At 47.5% G+C, this 12889-nt stretch carries 12 protein-coding genes and 1 pseudogene; 4 read left to right on the top strand and 9 right to left on the bottom strand.

What is annotated here, in order from left to right:
* Window positions 1–65: 65 nt before the first annotated feature.
* The 4 genes from FOT42_RS07890 to FOT42_RS07875 all read right to left on the bottom strand — a co-directional run bounded on the left by FOT42_RS07890 (window position 66) and on the right by FOT42_RS07875 (window position 2935).
* On the bottom strand, window positions 66–398 hold the full coding sequence (locus tag FOT42_RS07890) for a 2Fe-2S iron-sulfur cluster-binding family protein (protein WP_151890030.1): 333 nt from the start codon (window positions 396–398) through the stop codon (window positions 66–68).
* 31 nt (window positions 399–429) lie between these two features.
* Window positions 430–1488 (bottom strand): NAD(P)/FAD-dependent oxidoreductase, encoded by a 1059-nt coding sequence (locus tag FOT42_RS07885; RefSeq protein ID WP_151890029.1) that lies wholly within the window; start codon window positions 1486–1488, stop codon window positions 430–432.
* 65 nt (window positions 1489–1553) lie between these two features.
* Window positions 1554–1793 carry a NifU family protein gene (locus tag FOT42_RS07880; RefSeq protein ID WP_072876825.1) on the bottom strand — a complete coding sequence of 80 codons (240 nt, stop codon included), beginning with the start codon at window positions 1791–1793 and terminating at the stop codon, window positions 1554–1556.
* 2 nt (window positions 1794–1795) lie between these two features.
* Window positions 1796–2935 (bottom strand): Mrp/NBP35 family ATP-binding protein, encoded by a 1140-nt coding sequence (locus FOT42_RS07875; protein ID WP_108422613.1) that lies wholly within the window; start codon window positions 2933–2935, stop codon window positions 1796–1798.
* A gap of 279 nt (window positions 2936–3214) precedes the next feature.
* On the opposite strand from FOT42_RS07875, the gene FOT42_RS07870 reads away from it, so the two are divergent.
* A complete protein-coding gene (locus FOT42_RS07870; protein ID WP_151890028.1) occupies window positions 3215–4873 on the top strand; it encodes an amidase in 1659 nt (552 codons plus the stop codon).
* On the opposite strand, the gene FOT42_RS07865 is transcribed toward FOT42_RS07870, so the two are convergent.
* Genes FOT42_RS07865 through trmB form a run of 3 tightly spaced genes read right to left on the bottom strand, consistent with a single transcriptional unit; the run spans window position 4870 to window position 6501 of the window.
* Window positions 4870–5193, bottom strand: coding sequence for an MGMT family protein (locus tag FOT42_RS07865; RefSeq protein ID WP_151890027.1), 324 nt, complete (start codon window positions 5191–5193; stop codon window positions 4870–4872). The genes FOT42_RS07870 and FOT42_RS07865 overlap by 4 nt on opposite strands.
* Before the next feature lies 1 nt (window position 5194).
* Window positions 5195–5824 carry a LysE family transporter gene (locus tag FOT42_RS07860; RefSeq protein WP_151890026.1) on the bottom strand — a complete coding sequence of 210 codons (630 nt, stop codon included), beginning with the start codon at window positions 5822–5824 and terminating at the stop codon, window positions 5195–5197.
* Window positions 5821–6501 (bottom strand): tRNA (guanosine(46)-N7)-methyltransferase TrmB, encoded by a 681-nt coding sequence (trmB, locus tag FOT42_RS07855; protein ID WP_151890025.1) that lies wholly within the window; start codon window positions 6499–6501, stop codon window positions 5821–5823. The genes FOT42_RS07860 and trmB overlap by 4 nt, the downstream gene beginning before the upstream one ends.
* Window positions 6502–6586: 85 nt before the next feature.
* Here trmB and FOT42_RS07850 point away from each other — a divergent pair, with 85 nt between their 5' ends.
* Window positions 6587–7699: a glycosyltransferase gene (locus tag FOT42_RS07850; protein ID WP_151890024.1), complete on the top strand. Its 1113-nt coding sequence runs from the start codon at window positions 6587–6589 to the stop codon at window positions 7697–7699.
* Here the strand turns inward: FOT42_RS07850 and FOT42_RS07845 are convergent.
* The gene (locus tag FOT42_RS07845) at window positions 7624–8682 is read right to left on the bottom strand and encodes a sensor histidine kinase (protein ID WP_151890023.1); all 1059 of its coding nucleotides are present in this window, start codon (window positions 8680–8682) and stop codon (window positions 7624–7626) included. The two genes, FOT42_RS07850 and FOT42_RS07845, sit on opposite strands and share 76 nt — an antisense overlap.
* Window positions 8682–9368 carry a response regulator transcription factor gene (locus FOT42_RS07840; RefSeq protein WP_151890022.1) on the bottom strand — a complete coding sequence of 229 codons (687 nt, stop codon included), beginning with the start codon at window positions 9366–9368 and terminating at the stop codon, window positions 8682–8684. Before FOT42_RS07840 ends, FOT42_RS07845 begins: the two co-directional genes overlap by 1 nt.
* A gap of 178 nt (window positions 9369–9546) precedes the next feature.
* Between FOT42_RS07840 and FOT42_RS07835 the strand changes: the two genes are divergently transcribed.
* Together FOT42_RS07835 and FOT42_RS07830 are read left to right on the top strand one after the other, a co-directional pair.
* The gene (locus FOT42_RS07835) at window positions 9547–12396 is read left to right on the top strand and encodes a TonB-dependent receptor (protein WP_151890021.1); all 2850 of its coding nucleotides are present in this window, start codon (window positions 9547–9549) and stop codon (window positions 12394–12396) included.
* Between the two features lie 55 nt (window positions 12397–12451).
* Window positions 12452–12889 (top strand): annotated as a pseudogene (locus FOT42_RS07830) (hypothetical protein); the annotation flags it as partial.

Genomic DNA, 12889 nt, shown 5'->3' with positions numbered 1-12889 from the left:
GAAAGACTAAAGATAGGATTTTGTTGCTTTGTCCGCTCTTGGATTTGACCAATGCCCTCTTTGAATCAATCCTCGGCAGGGGCCAGCTCCACTTCCAGACCGTCGAGGTCTTCGGTAATGTGCAGTTGGCAGCCCAGTCGGCTGTTGTCCTTTACAAAAAAGGCTTCGGCCAACATGGCGTCCTCATCGTCTGATTTTTCAGGGAGCTGATGGTCCGAAAGCACATAGCATTGGCAAGAGGCGCACATGGCCATTCCCCCACAGATTCCTATGGTGCCCTCTGGGGCCAGTTCGTAGGATCGAACCACTTCCATGAGGTTCATGTTCATATCTGTTGGGGCATCTACCTCGTGCAGAACGCCATCACGGTCGATTATTTTTAATCTTATGTCGCTCATAATCCGTCTAGGGGACACTTTTACGTAATATTTAATCTATTGCCTTGACCACTGCCTTCGGCGCTTCTTTTTTACTGCCATCAAAACCTGTAACGCCCCCGACCGTGGTATATTTCATCACATACTTTTTATCGGGATGGATGCGCTGATATGCACTTTGGCACATCAATGTTGCTTCGTGGAATCCACAAAGGATCAGTTTCAACTTTCCGGGATAGGTATTCACGTCCCCAATGGCATAGATGCCGGGAATATTGGTCTGGTAATCCAATGTATTGTCCACCTTGATGGCGTTTTTTTCGATTTCCAATCCCCAATTGCCGATAGGCCCCAGCTTGGGCGAAAGGCCGAACAAGGGGATAAAATGGTCCACCGCGACCTCCGTATCTTCATCCGTATCGGTGTTCCTCACCATGACCTTCTCCAATTTACCATCCCCATGCAGGGACACTACCTCAGCAGGGGTCATCAGTTTGATTTTTCCTTGATTCTTGAGGTGCTGAACTTTTTCCACAGAGTCCAAAGCTCCCCTGAATTCATTCCTTCGGTGGACCAGTGTAACCTCTTGGGCCACATCGGTCAAGAAAATGGACCAGTCCAAGGCCGAATCTCCTCCACCGGCAATCAGCACTTTTTTGTCGCGATACACCTCAGGTTCCTTGATCATATAGGCCACACCGTTGTCCTCATATTGGGCAAGGTTGTCCAACAAAGGTTTTCTGGGTTCAAAACTGCCCAGACCGCCAGCGATGGCAACTACGGGTGCATGGTGCTTGGTCCCCTTGTTGGTGGTGACCACAAAAGTGCCATCGTCCAATTTTTCAATGGTCTCCGCCCGCTCCCCCAAGGTAAAACCGGGCTGAAAGGGTCTTATCTGCTCCATAAGATTGTCCACCAGCTCCCCCGCCAATACTTCGGGGAATCCAGGAATATCGTAAATGGGTTTTTTGGGATAGATCTCGGAACATTGTCCGCCGGCTTGGGGCAATGCGTCTATCAAATGGCATTTCAATTGGAGCAGGCCTGCTTCAAAAACGGCAAAAAGACCCGTAGGTCCCGCTCCGATTATCAATATGTCGGTCTTGATCATGTGCAATGGATTTTATGGCATGCAACTTACTGCGTACCAAAGGAAAGACGAATGACTTTTATCAGTTAGCTCAAATTGATGACTTCCTCAATTTGGGGCGCATATTTCTTAATGGTCATCTCCACACCGCTCTTCAGGGTCATCTGGTTGACGCTACAGCCTATGCAATTGCCCTCCAGTCTAACTTTTACGGAGTTGTCATTGTCTATCGAGACCAAGGTAATATCGCCCCCATCACTCTGTAGGAAGGGTCGTATTTCCTCCAAGGCCTTTTCAACATTGCTTTTTATTTCTTCTGATGTCATGCTCATTTCTTTTTAACGGCGGCACAACCGGCCATTGTTGTAATCTTTATTGCTTCGGTGGGAGGGAGGTCGGTGTTTCGTCGCACCAATTCCTGCACCACGTTTCTTGTCAGTTCCTCAAAAGCTTCCTCGGTCGGGGTGGCCGTCTGCAATGCCGCCGGTCTTCCCACATCACCTGCTTCCCTGATGCCCTGCACCAACGGAATCTCTCCCAAAAAGGGTACATCGAGGTCTTCCGCCAGATTTTTGGCACCGTTTTGTCCAAAGATATGGTATTTATGGTCAGGAAGTTCGGCCGGGGTAAAGTAGGCCATATTTTCCACGATACCCAAAACCGGCACGCTTATGGCTTCCTGCTGGAACATGGCAACGCCTTTTCGGGCGTCGGCCAAGGCAATTTCCTGGGGTGTGCTCACCACAACGGCACCTGTTACGGGCAAGGACTGCATAATGCTCAAATGGATGTCCCCTGTCCCTGGGGGCAGGTCCAGCAACAAAAAGTCCAATTCGCCCCAATGGGCATCAAAGATCATTTGGTTGAGGGCCTTGGCAGCCATGGGCCCACGCCAGATCACGGCCTGGTTGGGCTGGGTGAAAAATCCGATGGACAACAGTTTTACCCCATAATTTTCAATGGGTTTCATCTTTGCCTTCCCATCCACATTGATGGACAAGGGTTTCTCATTGGCCACATCGAACATAATGGGCATGGAAGGTCCGTAGATATCCGTATCCAACAGCCCCACCTTAAACCCCATCTTCGCCAAGGTGACGGCCAAATTGGCGGTAATGGTCGATTTACCCACACCTCCTTTGCCCGAAGCCACGGCCACGATGTTCTGTATGCCCGGAATGGGATTCCCCTTGATCTGGTTGACCTTGGGTGTGGCGGGCGCATCAACCTTTAGGTTGACCTTGATCTTGGCCTTTTCATAGACTTCTCTGTGGATGCATTTCAAAATTTCCACCTCGGTCTTCTTCTTGGCCTGAAGACTTGGATTTTTTATGGTAACATCCACCTCCACTTCATCCCCGAACACTTGAATGTTCGTGATGGCTCCGCTCTCCACTATATTTTGACCATCTCCAGGCGCAGAAATTTTTTCCAATGCCTTGAGAATATCTGCTTTTTTCAACTTCATTGTCCGAATTTTATATGCAGTCGTTTGTACTGATTCTAAATTACAAAGATACGGTGTTGTACTTAGATTTAGAAGTTGGCCCATTGAATTTCAATATGGTAGAACAACTTGCCTCTATATTGTGAGGATTCGTCCCGTTTTAGTGTGCTTTTGGGCATTTTCCGTGGCTCCAAACCTGAAAATAATACTTCTCTATCGATAGAAATACGCTGCAATCCATCGCTTATTTTTGAAAAAAATGTAGCTTAGGTCATTGAATACCTCCATAACCGACCGCACATGCCAACCCACCTCAGAATTTCTCCCTTCCTTTGCTTATTGAGCTTGATATTCGTGATTTCCTGTGCCTCAAAACAAGAATTCACCAAAAGGGATGTCAAGAGGTCCGAACGTTTGATCGGCATCCATTTTTCGAAAGAGGCACGCGATACTTTGTATCCTTATTTGCTTAGGAACCGGGAAGGGTTCGACTCGCTCCGAAAATATCCATTGGACAATGCTGTTTTTCCTGCAGTTCGTTTTGATCCCATTCCATTTGGCTTTGAGATGCCAGAACAATTGGCAAATCAGACTTGGGAAATTCCCGACCATGTAGAAATTCCAGAACCTTATGACCTGTTGGCTTTCTATACCATACCGCAATTGGCATCCCTCATCAAACATCAAAAAATCACCTCCACCGAGCTTACCCAGTTCTTTTTGGCCCGTTTGAAAAAATACCAACCCATGCTGCAATGCAGCATCACCATTACCGATAGTCTGGCCTTGGCACAGGCCAAACGTGCCGACGATGAGATAAAAAATAGCAAATACCGAGGCATTTTGCACGGCATCCCCTATGGCGCCAAAGATCTGATGTCTGTTGCCGGATACCCGACCACTTGGGGAGCCGCTCCCTACAAAGACCAAGAAATCGATGAAACTGCCACCGTGATCGAACGCCTTGAAGAAGCAGGGGCCATTCTGGTCGCGAAACTCGTTTCGGGGGCCTTGGCCCGGGGCGATGTGTGGTTTGGCGGCAAGACCAAAAATCCGTGGGACACCACTCAAGGTGCCAGTGGATCATCGGCTGGATCGGGATCGGCCACTTCGGCGGGACTGGTGCCTTTTGCCCTTGGGACCGAAACCTTGGGTTCCATCACATCGCCGAGCACCAGAAATGGGGTCACCGGGCTGCGCCCTACCTATGGAAGGGTGAGCCGACACGGGGTGATGAGCCTGAGCTGGTCCATGGACAAGGTGGGGCCATTGGGGCGGAATGCGGAGGATTGCGCCATTGTTTTTGCGGCCATTCAAGGGAAGGACGAAAAAGACCTGACCACGATCGACCTCCCCTTTGGTGTCGATTGGAAAAAAGATATTACCAGCTTGAAGGTGGCCTATCTCAAAGCGAATATCGAAAAAGATACCACGGAAAGCGGCGACAACTTGCGGAGGGCCCTTGAAACTCTAAGGGAAATGGGAATAGAGCCTACGGCCGTGGAATTGCCCGAAGCCATTCCCTATAGAGGATTTGACATTATCCTCAGGGCCGAGGCCGGGGCCTTTTTTGATGAACTTGTGCGTTCGGGAAAAGTGGATGTGATGGTGGAACAGGACAAGCGTTCCAGGGCCAATTCCTTGAGGCAAAGCCGATTCATCCCTGCTGTGGAATACCTACAGGCCAATCGCCAACGTCAGGTGTTGATGCAAGAAATGAACACATTGATGAAGGACTATGACGTGCTGATATCGCCTTCGTTCGGGAACGACCAATTGCTGGCCACCAACTTGACGGGACATCCCGTAATCGCCATTCCCACTGGCCTGGACAAGAAAACCCATCCCACCAGCATGACCTTTGTGGGAAACTTGTACGACGAAGCCAGTATTTTACTGTTGGCCAAGGCCTTTCAAGAGAAAACGGAGTTTGATGAAATGCATCCTCCTGGGCTTTAAAGCTCTTTTCCTGGGTCCCAAAAATGTTTTGGGAAATCCACAATCTGGTTGTCCTTCACCTTGATGCCCTCATTTTCCAAGAGTTGTTGCATCAGATTGGTGCCCCCAAAATGGTGTTTCCCTGTAAGTACCCCAACGCGGTTCACCACCCTGTGTGCGGGTACATCCTTCGCAGACGAATTGTTCATCGCCCAACCCACCATTCGGGCGCTGCGGGCGGCACCGAGGTATTTGGCAATGGCTCCATACGAAGTGACCTTCCCATAGGGGATTTCCCTTGCCACCGCATATACTTTGTCAAAGAAATTTTCCTCTTCCATATCAACGGTAAAAAATCCGAATAAGGGTGATCACCAACAGCAAAAGCATGAGCGCGCTCAGGATATAATTGGAATTTTTGGAGAAGCGGTTGGTCTTGGTCTCCAATTTATCAAAATAGAAGGTGTAGAGGTAGAGCACGGAGAACGTTCCGGCACCGGCCGCCACCACAAAGGTGGTAATGTCCTTGGCCTCAAACTTGATCCATCCGGCTTCGTTCCACATGGCATTGAGTCCACTGTAATAGGGAATGGTGAGCAGGTTGACGGCCGCCAAAAGTATCCCCTTGAAAAAACTGTTCTTCTTGCTCAGGTTCACCTTTTTGATTTTTTGTGTTTTCTTCCGCTTTGCCGCTATAAAAAAATACAACGCAAAAAAGGCAAATATGGCAATGGCAATTTTGAGGAGGATGTCGATGACCTCAGGGTTTCGATATAAAAATTTGGAGATGAAGACTGCGATATAGGCCTGCACCATGATCATGGAAGACACCCCAAGACTGAAGATGACTCCGTTGACCTTTCCCTTTTCCACACTGATCTTGGCCGCATTCATGTTGAGCAATCCCGGCGGCACAGTGGCCATGAAGGCTGCCGAAAATGTGGCAAAAAAAAGGATGAGGATATGGGTCATTGGTCAGTGGATCCTAACTTAAACTGGATATATGTAATCGGTTTTCCTTTCTCAAGATACTGATTTTCATAGAAAGTCTGGATTTCCAAAACTTCTGCGGGGCTTCCACTGTTTTTATAGACATCGTGGTTGGCGTATAAAATTTCATGTCCCAGCCCCTGCAATAGGCCAAGCGTATAGCCGTGCATGAACTCGCTGTCCGTCTTTAGGTTCACTGTGCCCCCCTTTTTCAGAATATGTCTGTATTTTTCCAAAAAAACGGGGTTGGTGAGCCTGTGTTTGGTCCGCTTGTACTTGATCTGCGGGTCTGGGAAAGTGATCCAGATCTCTTCCACTTCATTTTCAGTAAAAAGGTGGTCCACCAATTCGATTTGGGTGCGAAGGAATGCCACGTTGGACAATTGCTTCTCCACAGCGACCTTGGCCCCACGCCAAAACCGTGCTCCCTTGATGTCCACACCGATATAGTTCTTGTCCGGGTTCCTTTCGGCCAGACCAATGGTGTATTCGCCCTTGCCGCAGCCAAGTTCCAGGACAATGGGATTGGTGTTCCCAAAAAACGAGGCCCAATCGCCCTTAAACTTGAATCCTTGCAGGACCTCATCCCTCGTAGGCTGTACCACGTTTGAAAATGTCTCGTTCTCCCTGAACCGCTTAAGTTTGTTCTTGCTTCCCACTTCTGTCCTGAATTGACCAAAAATTTAATGATTTCGCAAAACTAAGGAAATCCACAAGCAATTTACATTTTGTTTTTTTGCGCTCATGTTCAATTCCAAGCGGATTTTGGTCGCCCCGTTGAATTGGGGCCTTGGGCATGCCACAAGGTGCATCCCCATAGTTCGGGCTTTGCTGGAGCACGGCCACCAGCCATACCTTGCTTCGGACGGGGTCGCCCTGTCATTGCTGCAGAAGGAATTTCCGGAACTGCCCTCTTTTGAACTGCCCTCATACAAGATCACCTATGCCGAAAAGGGAAAAAACTTCAAGATCAAGATGATCTGGGACTCCCCGAAGGTGATAAAGGCCATGGCCAAGGAAAAAAAGGAAGTGAAGCGATTGGTGAAGGAACATGGGCTGGACGGGATCATTTCTGATAACCGTTTGGGGGCATTTTATAAAAAAGTGCCCTGTGTGTTCATCACCCACCAGTTGAACGTACTCTCGGGAAATACCACTTGGATGAGTTCCAAGGCGCACCAGAAAATTATACAGAAATTCGGTGCCTGCTGGGTACCCGATGTTGAGGGAAAACCCAACCTGACAGGCAAATTGGGACACTTGAAGAAATCCAAGTTGAAGATTGCCTACTTGGGGCCGCTGAGCCGTTTTGAAAAATTGGATGTCCCTATTACCCATGACCTTATGGTGTTGCTTTCCGGCCCGGAGCCCCAGCGCACCTTTTTGGAGGAAAAATTGTTGAAGGAACTCCAAGGATTTGAGGGAAACATCGTTTTTGTGCGTGGAAAAATTGAAGAGGAACAGACCTTCGAGGAGCAAAAATTGGCCAAGGGAAGCCTCCACCTATACAATTTCATGAAATCCGATGCCCTCCAAGAAGCATTGAACCAAAGCGCCAAAGTGTTGTGCCGATCGGGCTACACCACGGTCATGGATCTGGCCAAACTGGAAAAAAAGGCATTTTTCATCCCTACTCCGGGGCAGTACGAACAGGAATATTTGGCCAAGCGATTGGAAAAACAGGAATTGGTGCCCTACTGTGAGCAAGATGCATTCAAACTTTCGGAACTGTCACGGATGGAGGATTTCAAGGGGCTTGCCCAATTTGAGTCCGATATAGATTATTCGGCCCTTTTTGCGGTCTTTTCCAAGGTGAACGAAAACTCGGAACCTACGCCCACTTCGCTTTCCACATAGATTTTTTCGCCGTGGGCCTCAATGATGTGCTTCACGATGGAAAGGCCCAGGCCAGACCCTCCCTCACTCCGGCTACCGCTCTGGTCCACACGATAAAAGCGTTCAAAAAGCCGCGGAATGTGCTGCTTGGGAATCCCAGAACCATTGTCCGTCACTCTGATAATGACCTTGTTCTTGATCAGGTTTTCCACACTGACCTCAGTGGTTCCGTTCGCATGGCCGTATTTGATGGAGTTGACCAAAAGGTTACTGATCACCTGTTGGACTTTCTCCCGATCCGCATTCACATATACAGGGTTTGGGTATTCCATATCAAAAACGAGGGCTATCTGTTTTTGGGCCGCCTTCATCTCTAGCAGGTCAAACGTGTTCTGTATGAGTTCGATGACATCAAAATCCTCCCGTGTCAATTTCAGATCACCAACTTCCAATTTGGTGATGAGGTCCAAATCCTTGACAATATAGATAAGACGCTCCACCCCTTTACTGGCCCTTTGCAGATATTTTTGGCGTAGTTTTTTGTCGTTCATGGCACCATCCAGCAACGTGAGTATGTAGCCCTGTACGGTGAAGAGTGGAGTCTTGAGCTCATGGGACACGTTCCCCAAAAAATCCCTTCGGTACTCCTCGCGTATCTTCAAGGTGTCGATCTCTATCTTCTTGCCTTCGGCAAACTTTTCGATCTCTTCGGTAAGGGTCTTCATATCCGTGGTGACGGGTTTTGAAGAAAATGATGTGGATTCGAGGAGGGACACATCGTCATATATTTTTTTGATGCGCCTGTAGATGAAACGCTCCACCCTGATCTGGATGACGACAAAGCAGACGAGGAAACAGATGATGGCAAACAAAATGGCATACGGCCAGTCGTCGAATCGGCCTATTTGCAAAAGGAAGGCCACAAAAAGAGCAGAAACAAAAATGGTTACCAGTAGGGACGACCTTAAAGCAAATTTATATGACTTCTTTAGCTTGATGGCCATTAAAGAACAAACTTATACCCTACCCCTTTGACGGTTTTGAAGTGGTCATCACCTATTTTCTCCCGAAGTTTTCTGATGTGCACATCGATGGTGCGCCCGCCAACCACGACCTCGTTGCCCCAGACCTTGTCCAGGATCACTTCACGCTTGAAAACCTTGTTGGGTTTGGAGGTCAATAGGGACAATAGTTCAAATTCTTTTCTGGGCAGAACGATTTCCTCCCCATTGTTGATAATTTTGTATTCTTCCCTGTTGATGACAATGTCGCCTACCTTTACAATGTCCTCCACTTCCTTCTTGTCCTCTTTCAACCTCCTGAGCAGTGCCTTCACCTTGCTCACCAAAACCTTTGGTTTTATAGGCTTGGTAATGTAGTCATCGGCCCCGGCGTCAAAACCGGCCACTTGGGAATAGTCCTCACCACGTGCTGTAAGGAAAGTTATGATGGTATTTTCAAGCCCGGGCGTATTGCGTATCACCTCACAGGCTTCGATACCGTCCATTTCGGGCATCATCACGTCCATGATGATCAAATGGGGAGCCTTTTTCTTGGCCTTGGCCACACCTTCCACACCATTTTTGGCGGTAAAGACTTCATAACCTTCAGAGGCCAGGTTGTAGCTTACAATTTCCAGAATATCAGGTTCATCGTCAACAAGTAGAATCTTAATGTCCTTCGTTTTCATGGGATGGTATTTCTATGTTAAACGCCCAAATGTAAAGATAATACTATAACGGCATAAATGCTTAACGTTGATTTAATCTGGTAACCTTATTGTAACGATAAGCAAAAGAACACTTAACAGCGAGCTAACATCGCTTTTACAGCATGTGGCGTTCTTTGCGCCAAATACTTAGCTGAGAATGAAATACTTTTTATTGATTTTTGTGTTTGCCTTTGCAACCTATACTTATGCACAGCAAACCACCGGGGGCATCGTTGGTAAACTCACGGACAGAGAGCAGAACGATGAGCCTCTAGCATTTGCCAACATCCTTATTAAAGGGACCACTTTGGGTACGACATCAGATTTTGATGGTCTCTACGAAATTCCCAATGTGGAGCCCGGAACCTACACTTTATCATTTAGTTTCTTGGGTTACGAAACTGTCGAAATTCCCAATATTGAAGTGGTTGCAGGCAAAGTGACCAGTATTGACGTACCTATGAGCGCTTCGCAAGGTGTTGCTCTGGACGAGGTCGTTGTCACCACGGTTGCCAGAAAAGATTCTGAAGTTGCCTTGCTATTGGACCAAAAAAGAACCATTACGCTGGAAACCTCCATTGGCGCACAGGAACTGGCCAGAAAAGGGGCCAGTGATGCCGCCACCGCAGTGACCAAAGTGACCGGAATCGCTAGGGAAGAAGGTACGGGGAACGTGTATGTGCGTGGTCTGGGGGACCGTTACAACATTACAACCTTGAACGGACTTCCTCTACCTTCGAACAATACCGCGAAGAAGAACATCGATTTGGGTCTTTTCGGTACATCTATTATTGAATCCATCGGAATTGACAAGACGTACAATGCCAAAAACTATGGCGACTTTGCCGGAGCCAACATCAATATAGTTTCGCGCAACTATACGGGGGCTGGCTTTTTGGAGCTAGGTGTAAGTTCAGGAGCCAACTCTGAGGCCATTGGTGTTGAGGATTTCTACCTTTATGAAGGACCTGACTTTTCTGGATTTTATAATAAGGAAATCCCCGACAATCCTTTCAACAATACCTTTGATACCAGTTGGGACCGCGAAACAAGAAGTACTCCCATCAATTCAAGCCTTTCCCTTAAAGGCGGGGATTCATTCAATATCGGTGAAAATTCCACATTGAACTTTTTTGCCGTTGGGTCCTTTAGCAATAAAAATTCATACCGGGAAGGGGTCAACAGGGGTGCTCCCAACTTGGGAACGGGACTGCCAAACTCTGATTTTGACTATCAAAGGTATAGCTACGAAACCGCTACTACCCTTATGGGGAACGTTGGACTTCGATTGGGCTCGGCCAATGATATCAAGTACAACTTCGTGATGCTCAACAATTCGGAGCAAAAGCATGAGGAATTTGATGGTATCCTGGACAGGGAAGACGATGCTCCCAACGGAGGGGGTTTCATCCAAAGGAACACTTTTGAGAGAACCACACTGATGATCAATCAATTGTTGGGAAACCACGATTTGAACGAAAATCTTGAATTGAACTGGGGTGTAGGGTACAACAATGTGCAGAATCTAGTCCCAGATAGAAGACAGAACACACTGTTGCCCTATACCAACAATGATCCACAAGGTCCAAAATCTTTCCGATTGGTATCGGATGCATCAGCCAACCACAGATTTTTTCAAGAGCTCACAGAAGATGAGCTTGCCGCCAACATTTCCACTTCCTTCAAGTTCAAGAAAAATGATGACGATGCTTTTGATGGCAAATTGACCCTTGGGTACAATGGCAGGTTCAAGGACGTTTCCTTTGAAGCAACCCAATTTAATTATCAAATATTGAATATTGCCAACCAACCCAACGTGGACCCATACAATATCGATGCCTATTTCGATGAATATGGTCCTGGCACTGGATATTGGCAGATCCGAACCTTTAGGGGAACCGCCTCTACCGCAGGTTCATTGGATCCACAGACCTATGGCGGCGAACAACAGATCAATGCGGGATTCTTGACCTTGGAATACAAGTTTACCCCAAAGTTCACCCTGTTTGCAGGTGTAAGGGGGGAACAAATAGTTCAACGGATCGATTGGAGCACAGTGATCCAAGGTATAGGCAACAACGAGTTGGAAACCTTTGAATTCCTACCGTCCCTGGCCCTTAAATATGAGCTCAATGAAAAGCAAAACCTAAGGTTTGCTGCCAGCAAGACCTACACATTGCCCCAATTCAAGGAGCGTGCCCCCTTCCTGTTCCAAGAAGAGATCAATCAGGATACACAGGGCAATCCGGCATTGGAAAATTCAACGAACTACAACTTTGATTTGAGATGGGAGCTTTTCCCATCATCAAGTGAACTGGTTTCCCTTGCTGTATTTGGGAAATATATCGAAAACCCGATAAACACCTTCTTGATCGTATCCGCGGCCAACAACTTAAGTTATGCCAACACAGGTGATAGCGCCACTGCCTTTGGGGCCGAACTTGAGGTAAAAGTGGATGTACTTGAAAATGAAAAAGAAAGTGCAGAAAGCATGTTGGTTGAACGCTTGTCCGTTGGAGGGAATATTTCTTACCTGAACACCAATCAGGAGCTGGATTATCTAAAAGTATCCGAAGAAACCAATTTTGCAGCTGCTTTTACCAATACGGAAGCACCCCTGCAAGGAGCCTCGGACTTCATTTTCAATGCCGACATCAGTTACTATACCGAGTTTGCCAACAACAAAAACCTGAGGACCACACTTGCCGGGAACTATTTTTCCGACCGCATTTTTGCCTTGGGCAGTACCGGTAGGGGACATTTGGTGGACAAAGGCTTTGTCTCCCTTGATTTTATTACGGCAGCCCAACTTGGCGACCATTTTGGTCTAGGGCTGAACGTCAGGAACCTGCTCAATCCGTTGGTGGAACGTGTCAACGAAAATGCAGAAGGTGATTTGGACACCACCAACCCGGCAATCCCCGGTTTCTTGGAAGATGGACCTGTGACCGCATTATCCTATAAAAAAGGGGTTGATTTGAGCCTCTCCCTAACCTATAAGTTTTAAAAACTGTCAAACAATAAATGTTTAATCTGAATTTCTTTAATCTAAAACTATACTTATGAAAAAATCATTTTTCAAAATTATGTTAAGTTTCGCTGTAACGGCCTTTGTGGTATCGTGTAGCGGTGACGACAATGGCGGCGGTGGCAGCACCTGTTCGGATGGTATCCAGAATGGCGATGAGACCGGAGTTGATTGTGGAGGCTCATGTACCCCCTGTGCCGATGCGGTCGTGGAACTTTCTGGCGATGTTACTGAAGATACTGACTTGGATGCTTCAAAAGAATATAGTCTTACCGCAGCTTATATTGTGAAAGCTGGTGCATCATTGACCATTCCTGCCGGGACCGTGATCAAGGCCTCTGGGGGTACTGCCGCTTTCATCGGTGTTGAAAGAGGTGCCCAGATCTTTATCAATGGTACTGCTGAAGCTCCCGTTGTCATGACTTCTTCCAGCGAGACTCCTGCTCCAGGCGATTGGGGTGGATTGGTCATC

The organism is Flagellimonas hadalis, from assembly GCF_007785775.2.
GTDB lineage: Bacteria > Bacteroidota > Bacteroidia > Flavobacteriales > Flavobacteriaceae > Flagellimonas > Flagellimonas hadalis.
This window is presented reverse-complemented; position numbering and strand designations above follow the sequence as displayed.